The sequence below is a fragment of the Bacillus sp. N3378-2at genome (assembly GCF_033412715.1).
Classification (GTDB): Bacteria; Bacillota; Bacilli; order Bacillales; family Bacillaceae; genus Bacillus; species Bacillus subtilis.
In genome coordinates, this window is the sequence record NZ_CP117986.1 from 3,194,995 (window position 1) to 3,215,410 (window position 20,416).

Here is a 20,416-nt window from a genome sequence, read left to right on the forward strand (position 1 = left end):
CGTTTCGGACAATGCTCCGAAATAATAACTCTGTTTCCACACGGGATTCAGGGCGGAAGGAGATGGATACAATGAAAGCAGGAATTCATCCTAATTTCAAAAAAGCAACAGTTAAATGCGCTTGCGGAAATGAATTTGAAACAGGCTCAGTAAAAGAAGAGGTACGCGTTGAGATTTGCTCTGAATGCCACCCATTCTACACTGGCCGTCAAAAATTCGCTTCTGCTGATGGTCGTGTTGATCGCTTTAACAAAAAATACGGTCTTAAGTAATAATAGATTTCTCAACAGGCAAGCAGCAGTCTTGCCTGTTTTTTATATTGTCTAAAACACAGCTGGCAGAGAGAGGGGAGCGAAGCCTATGTACATAATGAAACAAAGCGGGTGGCTTGAGCTGATTTGCGGCAGCATGTTCTCGGGGAAATCTGAAGAGCTGATCAGAAGAGTGAAGAGAGCAACTTATGCCAAGCAGGAAGTCAGGGTATTTAAGCCTGTAATTGATAACCGATACAGCGAAGCTGCTGTTGTCTCCCATAATGGAACATCGATGACGAGCTATGCCATTTCGTCTGCTGCGGACATTTGGGATCACATCAGTGAAAGTACAGATGTGATTGCGGTTGATGAAGTGCAGTTTTTTGATCAGGAAATTGTTGAGGTTTTATCATCTCTTGCCGATAAAGGCTACCGTGTGATAGCAGCAGGCCTTGATATGGATTTTAGGGGAGAGCCGTTCGGTGTCGTCCCGAATATCATGGCGATTGCGGAAAGTGTGACAAAGCTGCAAGCCGTCTGTTCTGTTTGCGGATCACCGGCGAGCAGAACACAGCGCCTCATTGACGGCAAACCTGCTTCTTACGATGATCCGGTCATTTTGGTTGGTGCATCTGAATCATATGAAGCAAGATGCAGACATCATCACGAAGTCCCAGGAAAATCTAAAAAATAGTCCAAAACATGGGTATAAAGATAGAATGCACCGGCTAAAAACACCGGTGTTTTTTTTATATTCTGATAATAATTAATTAAAAAATTTAAATAAGTATATTAAAAAATTAAGTAATTTTCTTCCCTTGAATTTTGATTTTGACAGGCATACAATAGCTTACGTAATGAAAATAGTTTTGAGACATTGTTCGAATAATTGTCACAAAGTCGCATAAAGATCATGATCGGTCATATTTTAGATGGGTTATTACTTAACTTGGTTAACTATTTCAAGAAAGAAGGAGATTTGCTTGAATAACATAAAAAAAACGAAAGAAGGCCACTTAGAAACAACTCTTAGAGGAAAAGAAGTTTTATCTATTCCTACTTTAAATAAAGGCGTTGCTTTTTCAATAGAAGAAAGACAAGAACTCGGCTTAGAAGGGCTTCTGCCGCCAACTGTACTTTCTCTTGATCAACAAGCACAACGCGCGTACGAGCAATTCCAAGCGCAGCCTGACCGCCTTCGTCAAAATGTTTACTTAAGTGATCTTGCAAACCGTAACGAAGTTCTTTTCTATAAATTGCTGAAAAACCATCTTCGCGAAATGCTTCCTGTTGTGTACACGCCAACAGTTGGTGAAGCGATTCAGGAATACAGCCATGAATATAGAAGACCTCAAGGAATCTACTTGTCAATCGACAACATTGACGGTATTGAAAAAGCGTTTGAAAACCTTCACGCGACAGCAGGCGATATTGATCTTATCGTTGCTACTGACTCCGAAAGCATTCTCGGTATCGGTGACTGGGGTGTAGGCGGTATTAATATCGCAATCGGTAAATTGGCTGTTTACACTGCTGCAGCTGGTATTGACCCTAGCCGTGTTATCCCGGTTGTGCTTGATGTCGGTACGAACAACGAAAAACTTCTAAACGATCCTTTATATATTGGTAACAAGCATGAACGTGTTCAAGGTGAACGCTACGAAGCTTTCATTGACGCTTATGTAAAAGCTGCATTGAAATTCTTCCCTAAAGCGCTTCTTCACTGGGAAGACCTTGGCAACAAAAATGCACGCAACATCATGAAAAAATACAATCATGAAATCCTGACATTTAATGATGATATTCAAGGTACTGGCGCGATTACACTTGCTGGTGTGCTTGCCGCTATGAAGAAAACAGGCGCTTCTATTAAAGATCAGCGTGTTGTTATCTTCGGTGCCGGTTCTGCTGGTATCGGTATTGCTGACCAAATCCGTGACACAATGGTGCTAGCCGGATTATCTGAAGAAGAAGCTAACAAACGTTTCTACACACTTGATTACAGAGGCTTGCTGACTGAAGACATCGAAGGCATCCTTGATTTCCAAAGACCTTACCTTCGCAATGCGGATGAAGTGAAAGACTGGAAGCGTGATGAAAAAGGTCAAATTCCATTCGATGAAGTTGTTCGTCAAGCGAAACCAACAATCTTGATTGGTACTTCAGGGGTTTCAGGTGCATTCACAGAGGAAATTGTAAAAGAAATGGCATCTCACGTAGACCGTCCGGTTATCATGCCGATGTCTAACCCGACTCACCTTGCTGAAGCTGTTCCTGAAGATCTGTTCAAATGGACTGACGGAAAAGTGCTTATTGCAACAGGAAGCCCATTTGACAATGTAGAATACAACGGTGTTTCTTATGAAATCGGACAATCTAACAACGCATTCGCGTTCCCTGGTCTTGGACTTGGTTCAATTGTAGCTGAAGCGCGTATCATTACACCTGCTATGTTTGCTGCAACTGCTGATGCGATTGCTGAAATGGTTGATTTTGAAACACCTGGAGCAGGATTGCTTCCAAGCATTGATAAGCTTCAAGAGGTTTCTATCCAAGTTGCGATTGCCGTTGCTGAAGCAGCAATTAAAGACGGCGTGGCAAATCGTCAGCCTGAAGATGTGAAACAAGCGGTACTTGATGCAATGTGGACACCTGAATACAAAAAAGTCATCGCGAAATAATTAGCGAGTAAATTTTTCTGTCCGAGGGAAAGCTTTTTGTAAAGCTAAAGTATACGGACATAGGATTTGGAGGAGAATATTTTGAGCATCTTAGATATCTTAATCCTCCTGGCGCCGATCTTCTTTGTTATCGTGCTGGGTTGGTTTGCAGGACATTTTGGAAGTTATGATGCCAAGTCGGCAAAAGGGGTAAGTACGTTAGTAACGAAATACGCACTTCCAGCTCACTTTATCGCTGGTATTTTGACAACTTCCAGAAGTGAATTTTTATCACAAGTACCTTTAATGATTTCTTTAATTATTGGGATTGTTGGTTTCTATATCATCATTCTTTTGGTTTGCAGATTTATTTTCAAGTATGATTTAACGAACTCATCTGTATTTTCTTTGAACTCTGCACAGCCGACATTCGCATTTATGGGTATCCCGGTATTGGGAAGCTTATTCGGAGCGAATGAAGTTGCGATTCCGATCGCGGTCACAGGTATCGTGGTTAACGCGATTCTTGATCCGCTCGCGATCATTATCGCTACTGTTGGTGAGTCTTCTAAGAAAAACGAAGAGAGTGGCGACAGCTTCTGGAAGATGACAGGAAAATCAATCCTGCATGGTCTTTGTGAGCCGCTTGCAGCTGCTCCGTTAATCAGTATGATCTTGGTGCTGGTTTTCAATTTCACTCTTCCTGAGCTGGGTGTTAAAATGCTTGATCAGCTTGGAAGCACAACATCTGGTGTTGCTCTCTTTGCTGTTGGTGTTACCGTTGGTATTCGTAAAATTAAACTCAGTATGCCGGCTATCGGTATTGCGTTACTAAAAGTTGCGGTTCAGCCTGCGTTAATGTTCCTGATTGCTCTTGCTATCGGACTTCCGGCTGACCAAACAACAAAAGCAATCCTTCTTGTTGCATTCCCTGGTTCTGCCGTTGCAGCCATGATTGCGACTCGTTTCGAGAAACAAGAAGAAGAAACTGCAACTGCGTTTGTGGTCAGTGCGATTCTGTCATTGATTTCACTTCCAATCATTATCGCGCTTACTGCGTAACAAAAAAGCTCCCTTTACGGGAGCTTTTTGCTTTAGGTTTGAAATTTGAACAGTGACAGCAGCGGTTTTTTTCTCGTTTTGGTTTTTTCAGAAGCAGCAGCAGTCTCGGGGATCGGCTGAGCGGTGAATTCTTTCATTTGTGAGGTCATTGATTGCAGATCTGCAAGAATATCATCGATTTCTCTGCGGTGCTGAAGCAGCTGGTAAGATACACCTTCATCGGCTTTTTGTTTCAGCTGGCGTTCCAGTTCCGACATCCTTGCCATCAATTCGCTTTCGTCCTGCCTTTGCTGTAAAAGGGTGTCCAGCTTTTGTTCAAGCTGCTCGATTCTTCGTTCTGTGTCGCTACTTGTTTTTTGGACAAGGAAGCCTGTGCGCTTTTTAGCGCTTTTCGGCAGATGAATATCCTGAATCGCCGTGCCTTCAGAGATTTGTTTTTGAACGGATTTTAGAACCTTCACGTCTTCTGCCGTGAACGAATAGTGTCCGAGCTCATTGCGTTCGGCCGGAAGATTCAGCTGCTTCACCCACCGCTGCACCGTTTTTGCGGAGACGCCGAGTTCACTTGCTACCATATTTGTATTCATGGTCCCATACCTCCTTTTAAGCTAGGTATTCGACCATAGAATGCGGTTCCCTTCCCGTTAGACAAAACAAGAAAAGATTCGGCAAAGAAAGTGGGTATCTCCTTTTTTTCTTCAAAAACTGTTATTGTTCATACAGTTCTAATGGAAGCTGGTCAGGATCAAAAAAGAAGGTGAAACGCTTGCCGGTCAGCGGATCTGTTCTGATTGGCTCTGTTTCGATTCCTTTTTCATGAAGCTCTTGAACCGCTTTATCCAAGCTGCCGACTGTAAAGGCGAGGTGGCGCAGGCCTGCGGCTTCAGGCCGGGTTTGTCGTTCGGGCGGATCGGGAAACGAGAACAGCTCAATGACATACGAGCCGTTAAGCGACAAATCAAGCTTATAGGAGCCGCGCTCTTCGCGGTACGTTTCTTGAATCACCTGAAAACCAAGCTTATGTACGTAGAAAGCTTTCGACTTTTCGTAATCTGAACATATGATTGCAATATGATGTATGGATTTCAGCAACATCATCCCTCCTCGAATTCCAGTATAGCAGAGGGAGCTTTTCCAGCTGGGATTGAAATGCTTTTGACTGGGGTTAATCACTATACTATAATGAGAATGTTACGCACAGGAAAACAGAGGTGAAGACCGTGTTAGACCGTTTAAAATCAATTGAAGAACGATACGAGAAATTAAATGAGCTTTTGAGCGATCCAGAAGTAGTCAACGATCCGAAAAAGCTAAGAGAATATTCAAAAGAGCAATCTGATATACAAGAAACAGTTGACGTATATAGACAATACAGAGATGCGTCAGAACAGCTGGCTGATGCAAAAGCGATGCTTGAAGAGAAGCTGGATGCTGAGATGCGCGACATGGTGAAGGAAGAGATTTCTGAACTTCAGAAGGAAACGGAAACACTGTCAGAACGGCTGAAGGTGCTCCTGATCCCGAAAGATCCTAATGACGACAAAAACGTTATCATGGAGATCCGCGGGGCTGCGGGAGGCGAGGAAGCCGCTTTATTCGCGGGCAATCTGTACAGAATGTATTCCCGTTATGCTGAGCTTCAGGGCTGGAAAACAGAGGTCATGGAAGCGAATGTAACCGGAACGGGCGGCTACAAAGAGATCATCTTTATGATTACAGGAAGCGGCGCGTATTCTAAACTCAAATATGAAAACGGCGCCCACCGCGTACAGCGTGTTCCGGAAACAGAATCAGGCGGACGCATCCATACATCCACTGCAACAGTGGCATGTCTTCCTGAGGCAGAAGAGGTAGAGGTCGACATCCATGAGAAGGATATCCGTGTCGATACATTTGCTTCAAGCGGACCGGGCGGACAAAGCGTTAACACAACAATGTCTGCGGTTCGTCTGACTCACTTGCCGACAGGTGTTGTTGTATCATGCCAGGATGAAAAATCTCAAATTAAGAACAAAGAAAAAGCAATGAAGGTTCTCCGTGCCAGAATCTATGATAAATTTCAGCAGGAAGCCCAGGCTGAATATGATCAAACACGGAAATCAGCAGTCGGATCTGGTGACCGCTCTGAACGTATCCGCACATACAACTTCCCGCAAAACCGTGTGACGGATCACAGAATCGGTTTGACGATTCAAAAGCTTGATCAGATTCTTGAAGGAAAACTTGACGAAGTGGTTGAAGCGCTGATTGTTGAAGATCAGGCAAGCAAGCTTCAGCAGTCGGAAGGTTAAGATGAAGACGATATTCGAAGCCCTGAAATGGGCTTCTTCTTATTTAACCGAAGCGGGAAGAGAAGAAAATGCGGCCGAGCTCCTATTGCTTTATGATACCGGAATGGAGAGAAGCAAGCTGCTCGCAAGCTTACAGGAACCGATTGGTGAAGACGAACTGTATCGCTTTAAGCGTCACGTTGAGATGCATAAAGAGGGCGTGCCGGTTCAATACATTATAGGAAAAGAGTTTTTTTATGGACGGGAATTTATGGTGAATGATGATGTGCTGATCCCGCGGCCGGAAACTGAAGAAGTTGTCTTTCATTTGCTTGAAAAATATCGGAGTGTTTTTTCTGAAGACGGCAAGCTCGAAGTTGTTGACGTTGGTACAGGGAGCGGCGCAATAGCCGTCACGCTTGCGCTTGAAAACCAAAGCTTTTCTGTGTCGGCGGTCGATATTTCGAAAGAGGCGCTGCAAGTCGCCTCTGCCAATGCAGAAAAACTCGGAGCGAATGTGCGCTTTTATCAGGGCGATCTGCTTGAGCCTTTTATTAAGGCGGGAAAAAAAGCGGATATCATTGTCTCAAACCCGCCATATATTTCAGAGGAAGAAATGGCTGATTTATCGGAAATTGTCCGTTTTCATGAGCCGCTGCACGCACTCACCGATGGCGGAGACGGGCTGAAATTTTATAAGCGGTTTATGGAAGACATTCCGCTTGTTATGAAGGATAAAGTATTTGTCGTTTTTGAAATCGGCTGGAAACAGGGAGCGGCGGTCAAAGACCTGATCCTCAAGGCATTTAAGGGAGCGGAAGTGGAAGTGCTGAAAGATATTAATGGAAAAGACAGAACCATATGCGCTCTGATTCATAAAAATAAATAAGCAGCTTGCTGGCGAGTGAATGGATCAAGCTGTTTAACACCAGCAAAGGGGATGTAAACATGAAAAAGGCCCTGACAGCAGGAATCCTGCTCATTGCGATTGAGAGCATGATTGGCACCATTTTTCCGCAGGCTCTTTCATATGAAGCGATTTTTGGCGTTGCGTCTCTCGTTTTAGTGGGGCTCGCGATCATTACATCGGGTTTGGCTGTAAGCGGAAGCGATCAGCGGGCAAACTACCATTCAGAAACCAAAGAAGGCCGTACATCTCGCATGAAAATGGCGGCCGCTTTCTTTGTTGCGGCGATACCTTCCATTCTATGTTATTTGCTGACGATTTTGTTTTAATAAAAAAGGAAGCCTCTTAGGCTTCCTTTTTTTGCAGTAAAACAGAGTCCCATATCCAATAAATAAGAGCTGTTAATACAGCGAAAAGATAGAAGGCTGTATTTTGAAACAGAGATTGTCCCGAAGGCTGAAGCACGCCGAAAATGATCGCGTTAGCAATAAAAGCAGCGGCAAGGTAATACAGCAGATACAAAGGGCTGAACCGTTTCGGCTTTTTATTCATCATGATTTGAAGCGGCAGTGCGAAGATCAAATAAGGAAACAGAAAATAAAATGCCATTGTGATGAGAGCGGCAATGATAAATGAATGAATATAAATTACTGAATAAAGAACGGACATCGTGAATGCTGATAACAGCACTGTATAATTGTATTTCATCTTAAACCTCCTAAAACACTATCGTACCATAAATAAGATTAACAGCTTGCTAGATTTTTTTCACCCTGCACGTTTACCCCCGGCTCTCCTTGTCCATAATAGGACTAGAAACAAAGCACGGAGAGGAACGGTGGGGACCGATGAAAAAAACAGTAATCATTTGTATATATATCTTTCTTTTATTATCTGGAGCGCTCGTAGGGCTGGCAAAAGAAGAGACGGCACAGAAATCGGAAAATCAGCCGGTGGTCATACCGGATCAGGCGATTCGTTTGAGAATATTGGCAAACAGCGATAGTGATCAAGATCAGCAATTAAAACGTCATATAAGAGACGCGGTGAATAAAGAAATCACAACTTGGGTAAAGGATATTACTTCTATTGAAGAAGCGCGTCGCGTGATTCGTTCAAAGCTGCCTGAAATCAAAGCAATTGCAAAGGAAACAATGGAGAAAGAAGGAGCGAATCAGTCGATATCCGTTGATTTTGACAAAATCTCGTTTCCGACAAAGCTTTACGGCAACATGGTATATCCTGCCGGTGAGTATGAAGCGATTTTGATTACGCTTGGAAACGGAGACGGCGCCAACTGGTGGTGTGTGCTGTTCCCGCCCCTCTGCTTTCTCGATTTTTCTAACGGGGAAGCCGTCAAAGAACAAGAAGATAAAGAAGCCTCAAAAAAGCAGACTGAAAAAGTGCTTGAGGACGTAACCGCTAAAGCGGAAAAAGCCAAAAAAGAAGAGAATAAAGAAAAAGAAGACGGCACAGAAGTGAAATTCTTTTTAGTCGAATGGATTTCCGACCTTTTTTCCTAATCATCTGGTCTAAAAATAGATTTGCCTCATAGATTGGAAGAAAGAACGCAAAAACGGGGTGAACGGATGTTTTATCAACTGCGGGTGGCAAGGGAAAAAGACGGAGATGTGCTCGAGGCATTTTTAAAACAGGCAAAAACCAGCTATGAAGGCGTGAAAGAAGGCTTCACTCAATTTCTTATGCTGGAGGACAGTGAGAAAAACATTGCCGGATGCCTCGGTATTGAAAAAATAAGCTGTGACCAGGGGCTGCTGCGATCACTTGTCATATCGGACAAGCTTCACCAAGGCCATATCGTCACGCTTTTTCAAAGCATGGAGGTGCTGTGCGAAAAGCATCAGATCAAAACCGTGTACCTAGTAGCAAATCAGCATTCCTCTGCGGACTTTCTGACGGCCATGGGTTTTGAAAGAGCTGAGAGTGTACCGGAGGAGCTGTTTTCTTCTGATCACTTCTGTGATTCGCGGCAAACAGAAGGAGCCGTTTTGATGAAAAAAGCGTCTGGATAAGTGCAGTTTATACACATACTTATCCACTTCTTTATTAGCGTTGTCCACAATTTGTGGATAACGCTTGTTTTATTACAGGACATCTTTTATACTTTCAAAAGGATTACACGCGTAAAACAATCGTTTTATTGTTGTGAATAAGGAGTTTGGTCAGAAATGAAAACGAAAAGATGGTTTGTGGATGTAACTGACGAGTTATCCACAAATGATCCACAAATTGCACAAGCAGCCGCTTTGCTCCGAGAAAATGAGGTCGTTGCCTTTCCGACAGAAACAGTATATGGCCTAGGCGCAAACGCAAAAAATACGGATGCCGTCAAAAAAATATATGAGGCGAAAGGACGGCCGAGCGATAATCCCCTGATTGTCCACATTGCGGATATCAGCCAGCTTGAGGATTTAACGGGCCCAGCGCCGGAAAAGGCGAAAACATTGATGAAACGGTTTTGGCCGGGAGCACTTACGCTCATACTGCCTTGCAAACCTGGTGCGCTTTCACCTCGTGTAACGGCAGGTCTTGATACGGTTGCCATTAGAATGCCGGATCATCCACTTGCCCTTGCATTGATTCGCGAATCGGGACTGCCGATTGCAGCACCGAGCGCCAATCTATCAGGCAAGCCAAGTCCCACAAAAGCAGAGCATGTGGCACACGACTTGGATGGCCGCATAGCCGGTATTATGGATGGAGGCCCTACCGGAATCGGGGTTGAATCAACCGTGCTTTCATGTGCGGACGACATCCCTGTTCTCCTGCGTCCTGGCGGTATTACGAAGGAACAAATTGAAGCGGTGATCGGGCCGATTCATGTGGATAAAGGGCTCAGCGATCAAAACGAGAAGCCGATTTCTCCAGGGATGAAATATACACATTATGCGCCGACAGCGCCTCTTGCCATTTGCGAAGGCAGCCCAGAGCGCATTCAGCACCTCATTCAAGAATATCAACAGGGCGGAAGACGGGTCGGTGTCCTGACGACAGAAGAAAACGCGGGCGTTTATTCCGCTGATTATGTGAAGAGCTGCGGAAGACGGGCTCAGCTTGAGACTGTTGCGGCAGGGCTGTATGATGCTTTGCGCAGCTTTGATGAGAATAAGGTGGATTTGATTATCTCGGAATCCTTTCCGGACACAGGTGTCGGTCTCGCCATTATGAACAGGCTGATGAAAGCCGCCGGAGGAAGAGTGATTCGCTGAAAGCAGTCAGATGTTCTAACCCTTTTTGGACACGCATAGGCTAAAAAAGCGGGGCGTGTCCAAGGGGGTTATTTATGTATGTCGGATTTGTTTATAGGCGAACTGATTACATTAAGCATCATGGCGTTTGCTTTAGGGATGGATGCTTTTTCTGTAGGCCTTGGAATGGGCATGGTCAAACTTAGAAAGAAGCAGATATTCTATATTGGTTTCATCATCGGCCTCTTTCACGTCATCATGCCTCTCGCAGGGATGGCGGCCGGTAACATGCTGTCAGGGCTCCTCGGCGTGTTAGCGGTTTATATCGGTGGGGCGCTGCTTTTTGTTCTTGGGGTTCAAATGCTTATGGCCTCTTTTAAACAGTCAGAAGAACGATTCATGTCACCGGCAGGGCCGGGCTTATTGCTGTTTGCCATCGGCGTCAGCCTTGACAGCTTTTCCGTCGGCTTGAGCTTGGGGATATACGGCTCGCATCCGTTCCTCACAATTACCCTGTTCGGGCTGTTTAGCATGATGTTGACATGGCTGGGCCTGCTGGTCGGAAAACAAGTGCAGTCATGGCTTGGCACATACAGCGAAGCGCTCGGGGGCATCATATTAATCGTGTTTGGACTAAAGCTGCTTTTGCCAATTTAATATACCAATAAAAGAAACGAAGTCGCCGTTTCTTTTTTCTTCATATATAATAGAGAAAAATAAGGGGTGACTGACATGGATATTATTTTTGTCTGTACTGGAAATACGTGCCGCAGCCCAATGGCTGAGGCGCTTTTTAAATCAATTGCAGAAATGGAAGGGCTGAATGTCAATGTCCGCTCGGCAGGCGTGTTTGCTTCGCCTAATGGGAAAGCGACGCCTCATGCAGTCGAAGCGCTGTTTGAAAAACACATTGCCCTTAATCATGTGTCTTCTCCATTAACTGAAGAACTGATGGAATCGGCTGATTTGGTTCTGGCTATGACCCATCAGCACAAACAGATCATTGCCAGCCAATTTGGACGTTATCGTGATAAAGTGTTTACGTTAAAAGAATATGTTACAGGCAGCCATGGTGATGTCATCGATCCGTTCGGCGGCTCAATTGACATCTATAAACAAACGCGAGATGAGCTTGAAGAGCTTCTTCGGCAGCTGGCAAAACAGCTGAAAAAAGACCGCAGATAAGTTGTCAGAAAATCTGCAAACAGGTCATTTGCAAATCCTGCGTGAAGGAGTAGAATATAGTGAAAAGCACATCATATGGTGTGAATCAAAGAGCGGACAGGCTGCGCGGTCAATAAAGCGGGCGGCCCGCATCACACACGCTGGGAGGAAAAGCAGATGAAAGTAGCCATTGCATCGGATCATGGCGGCGTTCACATTCGAAATGAAATCAAAGAGTTAATGGACGAATTGCAAATTGAATATATTGATATGGGCTGTGACTGCGGCAGCGGCTCTGTCGATTATCCGGATTATGCTTTTCCGGTGGCCGAAAAAGTGGTTAGCGGCGAAGTTGACAGAGGCATTTTAATTTGCGGGACAGGCATCGGCATGAGCATTTCCGCTAATAAAGTAAAAGGGATTCGCTGCGCGCTGGCGCACGATACCTTCAGCGCGAAGGCGACGAGGGAGCATAATGACACAAACATCCTTGCGATGGGTGAACGGGTGATCGGACCTGGTTTGGCTCGGGAAATCGCAAAAACCTGGCTGACTACTGAGTTTACCGGGGGAAGACACCAAACGCGTATTGGAAAAATCTCCGATTATGAAGAGAAAAACCTGTAGGGGTGCTGTTTAATGAATGAGTTGAAACAAACGTGGAAGACGATGCTGTCTGAGTTTCAGGACCAAGCGGAATTGAAACAAGATCAGCTCTTCGTCCTTGGATGCAGCACGAGCGAAGTGGCCGGCAGCCGGATCGGCACATCGGGCAGTGTAGATATCGCTGAAAGCATCTACAGCGGACTTGCTGAGCTCCGGGAAAAAACGGGAATCCATCTGGCGTTTCAATGCTGCGAGCATTTAAACAGAGCGCTTGTCGTCGAAGCAGAAACAGCCAAGCTGTTCAGGCTTCCAACCGTTTCTGCCGTGCCCGTTCCAAAAGCGGGCGGAGCGATGGCGTCTTATGCGTTTAAGCAGATGAAGTCTCCTGTTCTTGTTGAAACCATTCAGGCTGACGCCGGAATTGATATAGGCGATACGTTTATCGGCATGCATCTGAAGCCGGTGGCTGTCCCTGTGCGTGTCTCTCAAAACAGCCTCGGTTCAGCTCATGTGACATTGGCGCGTACACGGCCGAAACTAATCGGCGGAGTGCGGGCGGTTTATGAGTGTGAATGAAAGGACTGTATAGCCAGTCTTTTCTTTTATTTTAAGACAGTGAAATAAATTCCGAACTTTAAATTAAATTCAAGTTATTAATATTCGTTTTTACCAATAAAAATTTAGATTTTTTAAAAATAATCTTTTACATCGGCCTTAAAAACCATGTACAATAGTGATGGTAAAAACAAAGAACAGGATACGGATAGGAGAGGATCTCGCTGATGAAACATTTACCTGCGCAAGACGAACAAGTGTTTAACGCCATTAAAAATGAGCGTGAACGCCAACAGACTAAGATCGAATTGATTGCTTCTGAGAACTTTGTAAGTGAAGCGGTTATGGAAGCACAAGGATCTGTTTTGACAAATAAGTACGCAGAAGGATATCCGGGCAAACGCTACTACGGCGGATGCGAGCACGTCGATGTCGTTGAAGATATCGCCCGTGACCGCGCGAAGGAAATCTTTGGAGCGGAGCATGTAAACGTTCAGCCTCATTCAGGCGCGCAAGCAAACATGGCAGTGTACTTCACGATTTTGGAGCAAGGCGATACTGTACTTGGGATGAACCTCTCCCACGGCGGCCATTTAACACACGGAAGCCCAGTCAACTTCAGCGGTGTTCAATATAACTTTGTTGAGTACGGCGTAGATAAAGAAACTCAATATATTGATTACGATGACGTGCGTGAAAAAGCCCTCGCTCATAAACCGAAGCTTATCGTAGCAGGAGCAAGTGCGTATCCTCGTACAATCGACTTTAAGAAATTCCGTGAAATTGCTGATGAAGTCGGCGCTTACTTCATGGTGGATATGGCACATATCGCAGGACTTGTTGCGGCAGGCCTTCATCCAAACCCGGTTCCTTACGCTGATTTCGTTACAACAACAACACATAAAACACTTCGCGGTCCTCGCGGCGGTATGATCCTTTGCCGTGAAGAGTTTGGCAAGAAAATTGATAAATCGATCTTCCCTGGAATTCAAGGCGGCCCGCTGATGCACGTTATTGCCGCAAAAGCTGTTTCATTCGGTGAAGTATTGCAGGACGATTTCAAAACATATGCACAAAACGTCATTTCAAACGCGAAACGTCTGGCTGAAGCCTTAACGAAAGAGGGCATCCAGCTCGTTTCAGGCGGAACAGACAACCACCTTATCCTTGTTGACCTTCGTTCGCTCGGACTGACTGGTAAGGTTGCGGAGCATGTACTTGATGAAATCGGTATTACGTCTAACAAAAACGCGATTCCATATGATCCTGAAAAACCTTTCGTAACAAGCGGCATCCGTCTTGGTACAGCTGCTGTAACCAGCCGCGGTTTTGACGGAGACGCATTAGAAGAAGTCGGTGCTATCATTGCGCTTGCATTGAAAAACCACGAAGACGAAGGAAAACTTGAAGAAGCAAGACAGCGTGTAGCTGCTCTGACTGATAAATTTCCTTTATATAAAGAATTAGATTATTAAGATCCTAAAACCCGCTGGGGCTTATGCCCGGCGGGTTTTTTGACGATGTTCTTGAAACTCAATGTCTTTTTTTGTAGAATCAATAGAAGTGTGTAATTGTTGATGGGACAATAAAAAAGGAGCTGAAACACAGTATGGGAAAGGTTTATGTATTTGATCATCCTTTAATTCAGCACAAGCTGACATATATACGGAATGAAAATACAGGTACGAAGGATTTTAGAGAGTTAGTAGATGAAGTGGCTACACTCATGGCATTTGAAATTACCCGCGATCTTCCTCTGGAAGAAGTGGATATCAATACACCGGTTCAGGCTGCGAAATCGAAAGTCATCTCAGGGAAAAAACTCGGAGTGGTTCCTATCCTCAGAGCAGGATTGGGAATGGTTGACGGCATTTTAAAGCTGATTCCTGCGGCAAAAGTGGGACATGTCGGCCTTTACCGTGATCCAGAAACCTTAAAACCCGTGGAATACTATGTCAAGCTTCCTTCTGATGTGGAAGAGCGTGAATTCATCGTGGTTGACCCGATGCTCGCTACAGGCGGTTCCGCAGTTGAAGCCATTCACAGCCTTAAAAAACGCGGTGCGAAAAATATCCGTTTCATGTGTCTTGTAGCAGCGCCGGAGGGTGTGGAAGAATTGCAGAAGCATCATTCGGACGTTGATATTTACATTGCGGCGCTAGATGAAAAATTAAATGAAAAAGGATATATTGTTCCAGGTCTCGGAGATGCTGGTGACCGCATGTTTGGAACAAAATAAAAAAATGAAATCCCCAAAAGGGGGTTTCATTTTTTTATCCAGTTTTTTGCTATTCGGTGAATCTGTATACAATTATAGGTGAAAATGTGAACATTCTGTGGAGACGTAAAGTATAAAAAGTTTTTTAACTTTAAACAGATTGACACATGTTAGGGGCTATTGTATGCTAAACGAGGGTATTATGGGAAGGTTTTCATAGCTTTCATTATAGTCCTCATCCTCAATGTAAATCCTCTCAGCAAACCCGTATTATGAGGATTTATTTAAGCGAATGAAACAGCATCCCTGCAAGGCTTGCGGATGAATGATTTTTTCGAACAGGCCCGTTTTGCCGGTCAAAAAAGGTCTTCTACTAAGGGTTAACCGCTGATTTTTGCCGTATCCAAGCTATACATTATTTTTTCATCAGGAGACAGATAATTGATGGACGATCCCAAGCTTACATTTAGCAGACAACGCAAATATTTATTGTTCATTTTGGCAGTGTATGTACTGGGTTATGGTTTAACAGCGTATAAAACCGTTTTTTTAGGCCTTATTCTGGGAACTGTTTTCAGTTTGTTTAATTTTTTACTGCTCGTCAGAAGAATGAATGCTTTTGACAGAGCTGTTGAGAAAGGAAAGTCCATACGATCTCTCGGGAGCGCAGCGCGGTGGTGCAATGCGATTCTTGCTGTGGCTGTTGCCTATAAAAATCCCGAATACTTTCATATGGCAAGTACAGTTATTGGATTAATGACAATATACCCTGTCATTATGATAGATTCCTTTATCCAGCTTAAACGTTCATCAATGGAAGAGAGGTGAAAACCCTTTGAATCATGGTTACAGAACTATAGAATTTCTAGGTCTTACTTTTAATCTGACAAACATTCTGATGATTACTGTGGCGAGTGTGATTGTTTTATTGATTGCTATATTGACGACAAGAACGCTTTCGATCCGTCCCGGAAAAGCCCAGAACTTTATGGAATGGATTGTTGATTTCGTACGCAATATTATTGGCAGTACAATGGATTTAAAAACAGGGGCTAACTTCTTGGCACTTGGTGTCACATTGCTGATGTACATATTTGTGTCGAATATGCTGGGGCTGCCGTTCTCTATTACAATCGGACATGAGCTCTGGTGGAAGTCTCCGACAGCCGATCCTGCCATTACATTAACGCTAGCCGTGATGGTTGTTGCTTTAACCCACTACTATGGTGTGAAGATGAAAGGGCTCAAGGAATATTCCAAAGACTATTTAAGACCTGTTCCATTCATGCTCCCGATGAAAATCATCGAAGAGTTTGCGAATACGCTGACTCTAGGTTTACGGCTGTATGGTAACATCTTCGCCGGTGAGATTCTTCTCGGCCTGCTTGCGGGATTAGCGACAAGCCACTATTCGCAAAGCGTGGCTCTCGGTCTTGTCGGTACAATCGGTGCCATTCTGCCGATGCTGGCATGGCAAGCATTCAGTTTATTTATTGGTGCCATCCAGGCATTTATTTTTACAATGCTGACGATGGTGTACATGTCTCATAAAATCAGTCATGATCATTAAAACATTATATCCAAACGGATAACATTTTAAAGGAGGAACTTTTTCATGAATTTAATAGCAGCTGCGATTGCAATTGGTTTAGGCGCACTTGGTGCAGGTATTGGTAACGGTTTGATTGTTTCACGTACGGTAGAGGGGATTGCCCGTCAGCCGGAAGCAGGTAAAGAACTGAGAACTCTTATGTTCATGGGTATCGCATTAGTTGAAGCCCTTCCTATTATCGCTGTCGTTATCGCATTCTTAGCGTTCTTTGGCTAAGCATAAAAGCCTTATATGAACTAAAAATGGCGAAGATCATTCCAAGAGAACCTTCGCCATTGCTTTATGTCTGATAAGCATCCCGCCTTGCCGGCTGAAAAGAGACAAGTGCGGCTGCTGGATCAGCAAAGAAAAACCTGCAGAAGGGAGTTGCCGTAGTAGATGTCTCAATTACCACTTGAACTAGGATTGTCGTTTAACGGCGGAGATATCCTGTTCCAACTGTTAGCTATGTTAATCTTATTAGCGCTTCTGAAGAAATACGCTTTAGGGCCGCTATTAAACATAATGAAACAGCGTGAAGACCACATCGCTGGAGAAATTACGTCTGCTGAAGAAAAAAATAAAGAAGCGCAGCAGCTTATTGAAGAGCAGCGCGTTCTTTTAAAAGAAGCAAGACAGGAATCCCAAACTCTTATCGAAAACGCAAAGAAACTGGGAGAGAAGCAAAAAGAAGAGATTATTCAGGCTGCACGTGCAGAATCTGAACGTCTGAAAGAAGCAGCAAGAACTGAAATCGTGAAGGAAAAAGAACAGGCGGTTTCTGCTCTCCGTGAGCAAGTAGCGTCTCTTTCTGTCATGATTGCGTCGAAAGTGATCGAAAAAGAACTGGATGAACAAGCGCAAGAGAAATTGATCCAGGACTATCTTAAAGAGGTAGGAGAAAGCCGATGAGTGGATCAGCTGTCTCTAAACGATATGCATCAGCTCTTTTTGATATAGCCAATGAGTCCGCTCAGCTGAATCAAGTAGAAGAAGAGCTAACTGTTGTAAAACAAGTATTTCAAAATGAAAAAGCGCTTAATGATGTGTTGAACCATCCGAAGATGCCGGCTGCGAAGAAAAAAGAGCTGATCCAAAATGCATTTGGCTCTTTGTCACAGTCCGTGCTTAATACGATTTTTCTTTTGATTGACCGCCATCGTGCCGCGATTGTGCTTGAGCTCACAGATGAGTTTATCAAACTCGCAAATGAGGCCCGTCAAACAGAAGACGCAATCGTATATTCAGTGAAACCGCTGACGGATGCTGAAATGTTACCATTATCACAAGTGTTTGCAAAAAAGGCCGGAGTCGCTTCACTGAGAATCAGAAATGAAGTGCAGACGGATTTAATAGGCGGCATTAAAGTCCGCATTGGAAACCGGATTTATGACGGCAGCGTAAGCGGGAAGCTTCAGCGCATTGAACGTCAATTAGCCGGGGAAAATCGATAGAAGGGGTGAAACCTAAGTGAGCATCAAAGCTGAAGAGATTAGCACGCTGATAAAACAGCAAATACAAAATTATCAATCTGATATTGAAGTTCAAGACGTAGGTACAGTCATCCAAGTCGGTGACGGTATTGCACGTGTGCACGGCCTTGACAACTGTATGGCCGGTGAACTTGTCGAATTTTCAAACGGTGTTTTGGGTATGGCTCAAAACCTTGAGGAATCAAACGTAGGTATCGTCATCTTAGGACCTTTCAGTGAGATCCGTGAGGGAGACGAAGTAAAAAGAACAGGCCGCATCATGGAGGTTCCTGTTGGTGAAGAGTTAATCGGCCGTATTGTAAATCCGTTAGGCCAGCCGGTAGACGGACTAGGCCCGATTCTGACAAGCAAAACTCGTCCGATCGAAAGCCCTGCACCAGGCGTTATGGACCGTAAATCAGTTCATGAACCGCTTCAAACCGGTATCAAAGCGATCGATGCACTGATTCCAATCGGCCGCGGCCAGCGTGAGCTGATCATCGGTGACCGTCAAACAGGTAAAACATCTGTTGCGATCGATGCGATTCTGAACCAAAAAGACCAAGACATGATCTGCGTATATGTTGCGATCGGCCAAAAAGAATCAACAGTCCGCGGCGTAGTAGAAACATTGCGTAAACACGGCGCGCTTGATTATACAATTGTTGTAACGGCGTCTGCGTCACAGCCGGCACCGCTTCTGTACCTGGCACCGTATGCTGGGGTTACAATGGCAGAAGAATTTATGTACAGCGGCAAGCACGTTCTTGTTGTATACGATGATCTTTCTAAACAAGCTGCCGCTTACCGTGAGCTGTCCTTGCTTCTTCGCCGTCCGCCAGGCCGTGAAGCGTTCCCTGGGGATGTATTCTATCTTCATTCCCGTCTGCTTGAGCGTGCAGCAAAGCTTAGCGACGCGAAAGGCGCAGGATCAATTACAGCTCTGCCGTTCGTAGAAACACAAGCCGGAGATATCTCTGCTTATATTCCGACGAACGTCATTTCCATCACCGACGGACAGATCTTCCTGCAATCTGATTTGTTCTTCTCAGGCGTACGTCCAGCGATCAACGCCGGATTGTCTGTATCCCGTGTCGGCGGCTCAGCGCAAATCAAAGCGATGAAAAAAGTATCAGGTACTTTGCGTCTTGACCTTGCGTCATACCGTGAGCTGGAAGCATTCGCTCAATTCGGTTCTGACCTCGACCAAGCGACTCAGGCAAAACTGAACCGCGGTGCGCGTACAGTTGAAGTGCTGAAGCAGGATCTGAACAAGCCGCTTCCGGTTGAAAAGCAAGTAGCCATTCTTTATGCGCTGACAAAAGGATATCTCGATGATATTCCTGTGGCGGATATCAGACGTTTTGAAGAAGAGTACTACATGTACCTTGACCAAAACCATAAAGACCTGCTTGACGGAATTGCGAAAACAGGAAACCTTCCTGCTGATGAAGACTTCAATGCTGCAATCGAAGGCTTCAAACGCACATTTGCACCAAGCAACTAACTCGAATGCTGATGAGAGAAAAAGGTTCTCTTTTTCTCTCTTTTTACGCAGATGAAGAGAAAAGGTGGTGAAATCTTTGGCCTCATTACGCGATATTAAGTCAAGGATCACGTCAACGAAAAAAACAAGTCAGATTACAAAAGCCATGCAGATGGTATCTGCGGCTAAGCTGAATCGTGCTGAAAACAATGCAAAATCATTTGTGCCATATATGGATAAAATCCAAGAGGTTGTGTCAAACGTCGGAAGAGTTTCCGGCAACGTAAAGCATCCGATGCTTCTCAGCAGAGAAGTGAAAAAAACGGCATACCTTGTCATTACGTCTGACCGCGGTCTTGCCGGCGCTTTTAACAGTTCGGTTTTACGGAATGCTTATCAGGCCATGCAAGAACGTCATCAGTCTAAGGATGAGTATGCGGTGATTGCCATCGGAAGAGTGGGCCGTGATTTCTTTAAGAAACGGGAGATTCCGATCATTTCCGAGTTAACAGGACTTGGGGATGAAGTGACGTTTACAGAAATTAAAGATCTTGCCCGTCAAACGATCCAAATGTTTATAGACGGTGCGTTTGATGAATTGCACCTTGTTTATAACCATTTTGTCAGCGCCATTACTCAAGAAGTAACGGAGAAAAAACTTCTGCCGTTATCTGATTTGGGCAGCGGCGGCGGAAAAAGAACGGCGTCTTATGAATTTGAACCATCTGAAGAGGAGGTTCTGGAGGTTTTGCTTCCTCAATATGCAGAAAGCTTAATCTTCGGTGCGCTTCTTGACAGTAAAGCAAGTGAGCACGCTGCAAGAATGACGGCGATGAAAAATGCGACAGACAACGCGAAGGAACTTATCGATTCACTTTCGCTTTCTTACAACCGCGCTCGCCAAGCAGCCATCACACAAGAAATTACGGAAATTGTCGGCGGAGCAGCCGCTTTAGAATAGA

26 protein-coding genes are annotated in these 20,416 nt (G+C 44.7%); 23 read left to right on the plus strand and 3 right to left on the minus strand.

Annotation, left to right across the window (positions count from 1 at the left end; translation table 11 throughout):
* The first annotated feature begins 71 nt into the window (after positions 1-71).
* From rpmE to PUN35_RS17090, 4 genes are all read left to right on the plus strand, one after another.
* Positions 72-272, plus strand: a complete 201-nt coding sequence (rpmE, locus tag PUN35_RS17075) for a 50S ribosomal protein L31 (RefSeq protein WP_003151132.1) — start codon at positions 72-74, stop codon at positions 270-272.
* 88 nt (positions 273-360) lie between these two features.
* Positions 361-948, plus strand: coding sequence for a thymidine kinase (locus PUN35_RS17080; RefSeq protein WP_014478269.1), 588 nt, complete (start codon positions 361-363; stop codon positions 946-948).
* Positions 949-1,237: 289 nt separating this feature from the next.
* Positions 1,238-2,935, plus strand: a complete 1,698-nt coding sequence (malS, locus tag PUN35_RS17085; RefSeq protein WP_014481196.1) for an oxaloacetate-decarboxylating malate dehydrogenase — start codon at positions 1,238-1,240, stop codon at positions 2,933-2,935.
* An 81-nt stretch (positions 2,936-3,016) separates the two neighbouring features.
* Positions 3,017-3,976: an AEC family transporter gene (locus PUN35_RS17090; RefSeq protein ID WP_003242497.1), complete on the plus strand. Its 960-nt coding sequence runs from the start codon at positions 3,017-3,019 to the stop codon at positions 3,974-3,976.
* Positions 3,977-4,008: 32 nt separating this feature from the next.
* Here the strand turns inward: PUN35_RS17090 and racA are convergent, their stop codons facing one another.
* Both racA and PUN35_RS17100 read right to left on the minus strand, forming a co-directional pair.
* Positions 4,009-4,563 carry a chromosome-anchoring protein RacA gene (racA, locus tag PUN35_RS17095; RefSeq protein WP_014481195.1) on the minus strand — a complete coding sequence of 185 codons (555 nt, stop codon included), beginning with the start codon at positions 4,561-4,563 and terminating at the stop codon, positions 4,009-4,011.
* Positions 4,564-4,684: 121 nt separating this feature from the next.
* Positions 4,685-5,071: an SMU1112c/YaeR family gloxylase I-like metalloprotein gene (locus tag PUN35_RS17100; RefSeq protein WP_003227644.1), complete on the minus strand. Its 387-nt coding sequence runs from the start codon at positions 5,069-5,071 to the stop codon at positions 4,685-4,687.
* Between the two features lie 125 nt (positions 5,072-5,196).
* On the opposite strand from PUN35_RS17100, the gene prfA reads away from it, so the two are divergent.
* Genes prfA through PUN35_RS17115 form a run of 3 tightly spaced genes read left to right on the plus strand, consistent with a single transcriptional unit; the run spans position 5,197 to position 7,482 of the window.
* A complete protein-coding gene (gene prfA / locus PUN35_RS17105; protein ID WP_003227645.1) occupies positions 5,197-6,267 on the plus strand; it encodes a peptide chain release factor 1 in 1,071 nt (356 codons plus the stop codon).
* Position 6,268: 1 nt separating this feature from the next.
* Complete coding sequence (gene prmC, locus PUN35_RS17110; protein WP_003227647.1) at positions 6,269-7,135, plus strand: peptide chain release factor N(5)-glutamine methyltransferase; 867 nt, start codon at positions 6,269-6,271, stop codon at positions 7,133-7,135.
* A gap of 59 nt (positions 7,136-7,194) precedes the next feature.
* Positions 7,195-7,482 carry a DUF5316 family protein gene (locus tag PUN35_RS17115; RefSeq protein WP_003244050.1) on the plus strand — a complete coding sequence of 96 codons (288 nt, stop codon included), beginning with the start codon at positions 7,195-7,197 and terminating at the stop codon, positions 7,480-7,482.
* 16 nt (positions 7,483-7,498) lie between these two features.
* Here PUN35_RS17115 and PUN35_RS17120 read toward each other — a convergent pair whose 3' ends face one another.
* A complete protein-coding gene (locus PUN35_RS17120; RefSeq protein ID WP_014478265.1) occupies positions 7,499-7,861 on the minus strand; it encodes a UPF0715 family protein in 363 nt (120 codons plus the stop codon).
* Between the two features lie 140 nt (positions 7,862-8,001).
* Between PUN35_RS17120 and spoIIR the strand changes: the two genes are divergently transcribed.
* From spoIIR to atpG, 16 genes are all read left to right on the plus strand, one after another.
* Positions 8,002-8,676, plus strand: a complete 675-nt coding sequence (spoIIR, locus tag PUN35_RS17125; RefSeq protein ID WP_014481194.1) for a stage II sporulation protein R — start codon at positions 8,002-8,004, stop codon at positions 8,674-8,676.
* A gap of 66 nt (positions 8,677-8,742) precedes the next feature.
* Complete coding sequence (locus PUN35_RS17130) at positions 8,743-9,186, plus strand: GNAT family N-acetyltransferase (protein WP_014481193.1); 444 nt, start codon at positions 8,743-8,745, stop codon at positions 9,184-9,186.
* Between the two features lie 156 nt (positions 9,187-9,342).
* Positions 9,343-10,383 carry an L-threonylcarbamoyladenylate synthase gene (locus tag PUN35_RS17135; RefSeq protein ID WP_014481192.1) on the plus strand — a complete coding sequence of 347 codons (1,041 nt, stop codon included), beginning with the start codon at positions 9,343-9,345 and terminating at the stop codon, positions 10,381-10,383.
* Positions 10,384-10,461: 78 nt separating this feature from the next.
* The gene (locus tag PUN35_RS17140) at positions 10,462-11,019 is read left to right on the plus strand and encodes a manganese efflux pump MntP (RefSeq protein ID WP_014481191.1); all 558 of its coding nucleotides are present in this window, start codon (positions 10,462-10,464) and stop codon (positions 11,017-11,019) included.
* Between the two features lie 75 nt (positions 11,020-11,094).
* The gene (gene prpB, locus PUN35_RS17145; RefSeq protein WP_014481190.1) at positions 11,095-11,547 is read left to right on the plus strand and encodes a protein arginine phosphatase PrpB; all 453 of its coding nucleotides are present in this window, start codon (positions 11,095-11,097) and stop codon (positions 11,545-11,547) included.
* A 156-nt stretch (positions 11,548-11,703) separates the two neighbouring features.
* The gene (gene rpiB / locus PUN35_RS17150) at positions 11,704-12,153 is read left to right on the plus strand and encodes a ribose 5-phosphate isomerase B (RefSeq protein WP_014481188.1); all 450 of its coding nucleotides are present in this window, start codon (positions 11,704-11,706) and stop codon (positions 12,151-12,153) included.
* Positions 12,154-12,165: 12 nt separating this feature from the next.
* Positions 12,166-12,708, plus strand: a complete 543-nt coding sequence (locus PUN35_RS17155; protein ID WP_003227667.1) for a TIGR01440 family protein — start codon at positions 12,166-12,168, stop codon at positions 12,706-12,708.
* A gap of 206 nt (positions 12,709-12,914) precedes the next feature.
* A complete protein-coding gene (glyA, locus tag PUN35_RS17160; protein WP_003227669.1) occupies positions 12,915-14,162 on the plus strand; it encodes a serine hydroxymethyltransferase in 1,248 nt (415 codons plus the stop codon).
* A 134-nt stretch (positions 14,163-14,296) separates the two neighbouring features.
* The gene (upp, locus tag PUN35_RS17165; RefSeq protein ID WP_003227670.1) at positions 14,297-14,926 is read left to right on the plus strand and encodes a uracil phosphoribosyltransferase; all 630 of its coding nucleotides are present in this window, start codon (positions 14,297-14,299) and stop codon (positions 14,924-14,926) included.
* Between the two features lie 423 nt (positions 14,927-15,349).
* Positions 15,350-15,733, plus strand: coding sequence for an ATP synthase subunit I (gene atpI, locus PUN35_RS17170; RefSeq protein WP_003243159.1), 384 nt, complete (start codon positions 15,350-15,352; stop codon positions 15,731-15,733).
* Positions 15,734-15,740: 7 nt separating this feature from the next.
* Entirely contained in the window at positions 15,741-16,475 is a 735-nt protein-coding gene (gene atpB, locus PUN35_RS17175) for a F0F1 ATP synthase subunit A (protein ID WP_003242621.1), read from the plus strand.
* Between the two features lie 45 nt (positions 16,476-16,520).
* Positions 16,521-16,733, plus strand: coding sequence for a F0F1 ATP synthase subunit C (gene atpE, locus PUN35_RS17180; RefSeq protein WP_003151167.1), 213 nt, complete (start codon positions 16,521-16,523; stop codon positions 16,731-16,733).
* A gap of 162 nt (positions 16,734-16,895) precedes the next feature.
* Positions 16,896-17,408 carry a F0F1 ATP synthase subunit B gene (atpF, locus tag PUN35_RS17185; protein ID WP_003244051.1) on the plus strand — a complete coding sequence of 171 codons (513 nt, stop codon included), beginning with the start codon at positions 16,896-16,898 and terminating at the stop codon, positions 17,406-17,408.
* A complete protein-coding gene (locus PUN35_RS17190; protein WP_014481187.1) occupies positions 17,405-17,950 on the plus strand; it encodes a F0F1 ATP synthase subunit delta in 546 nt (181 codons plus the stop codon). Before atpF ends, PUN35_RS17190 begins: the two co-directional genes overlap by 4 nt.
* A gap of 16 nt (positions 17,951-17,966) precedes the next feature.
* The gene (gene atpA / locus PUN35_RS17195) at positions 17,967-19,475 is read left to right on the plus strand and encodes a F0F1 ATP synthase subunit alpha (protein ID WP_014481186.1); all 1,509 of its coding nucleotides are present in this window, start codon (positions 17,967-17,969) and stop codon (positions 19,473-19,475) included.
* Positions 19,476-19,551: 76 nt separating this feature from the next.
* Positions 19,552-20,415 (plus strand): ATP synthase F1 subunit gamma, encoded by an 864-nt coding sequence (gene atpG / locus PUN35_RS17200; RefSeq protein ID WP_014481185.1) that lies wholly within the window; start codon positions 19,552-19,554, stop codon positions 20,413-20,415.
* The last annotated feature ends 1 nt before the right edge of the window (position 20,416 follow it).

Bases quoted from the DNA above. Each gene is read 5' to 3' on its own strand.
- atpE (WP_003151167.1), top strand. From the start codon at position 16,521: ATGAATTTAATAGCAGCTGCGATTGCAATTGGTTTAGGCGCACTTGGT.
- glyA (WP_003227669.1), top strand. From the start codon at position 12,915: ATGAAACATTTACCTGCGCAAGACGAACAAGTGTTTAACGCCATTAAA.
- PUN35_RS17135 (WP_014481192.1), top strand. From the start codon at position 9,343: ATGAAAACGAAAAGATGGTTTGTGGATGTAACTGACGAGTTATCCACA.
- PUN35_RS17115 (WP_003244050.1), top strand. From the start codon at position 7,195: ATGAAAAAGGCCCTGACAGCAGGAATCCTGCTCATTGCGATTGAGAGC.
- PUN35_RS17120 (WP_014478265.1), bottom strand. From the start codon at position 7,861: ATGAAATACAATTATACAGTGCTGTTATCAGCATTCACGATGTCCGTT.
- PUN35_RS17080 (WP_014478269.1), top strand. From the start codon at position 361: ATGTACATAATGAAACAAAGCGGGTGGCTTGAGCTGATTTGCGGCAGC.
- PUN35_RS17155 (WP_003227667.1), top strand. From the start codon at position 12,166: ATGAATGAGTTGAAACAAACGTGGAAGACGATGCTGTCTGAGTTTCAG.
- rpmE (WP_003151132.1), top strand. From the start codon at position 72: ATGAAAGCAGGAATTCATCCTAATTTCAAAAAAGCAACAGTTAAATGC.
- racA (WP_014481195.1), bottom strand. From the start codon at position 4,563: ATGAATACAAATATGGTAGCAAGTGAACTCGGCGTCTCCGCAAAAACG.
- PUN35_RS17130 (WP_014481193.1), top strand. From the start codon at position 8,743: ATGTTTTATCAACTGCGGGTGGCAAGGGAAAAAGACGGAGATGTGCTC.
- rpiB (WP_014481188.1), top strand. From the start codon at position 11,704: ATGAAAGTAGCCATTGCATCGGATCATGGCGGCGTTCACATTCGAAAT.
- upp (WP_003227670.1), top strand. From the start codon at position 14,297: ATGGGAAAGGTTTATGTATTTGATCATCCTTTAATTCAGCACAAGCTG.
- spoIIR (WP_014481194.1), top strand. From the start codon at position 8,002: ATGAAAAAAACAGTAATCATTTGTATATATATCTTTCTTTTATTATCT.
- prmC (WP_003227647.1), top strand. From the start codon at position 6,269: ATGAAGACGATATTCGAAGCCCTGAAATGGGCTTCTTCTTATTTAACC.
- prpB (WP_014481190.1), top strand. From the start codon at position 11,095: ATGGATATTATTTTTGTCTGTACTGGAAATACGTGCCGCAGCCCAATG.
- atpI (WP_003243159.1), top strand. From the start codon at position 15,350: ATGGACGATCCCAAGCTTACATTTAGCAGACAACGCAAATATTTATTG.
- PUN35_RS17190 (WP_014481187.1), top strand. From the start codon at position 17,405: ATGAGTGGATCAGCTGTCTCTAAACGATATGCATCAGCTCTTTTTGAT.
- atpF (WP_003244051.1), top strand. From the start codon at position 16,896: ATGTCTCAATTACCACTTGAACTAGGATTGTCGTTTAACGGCGGAGAT.
- PUN35_RS17100 (WP_003227644.1), bottom strand. From the start codon at position 5,071: ATGTTGCTGAAATCCATACATCATATTGCAATCATATGTTCAGATTAC.
- PUN35_RS17140 (WP_014481191.1), top strand. From the start codon at position 10,462: ATGTCGGATTTGTTTATAGGCGAACTGATTACATTAAGCATCATGGCG.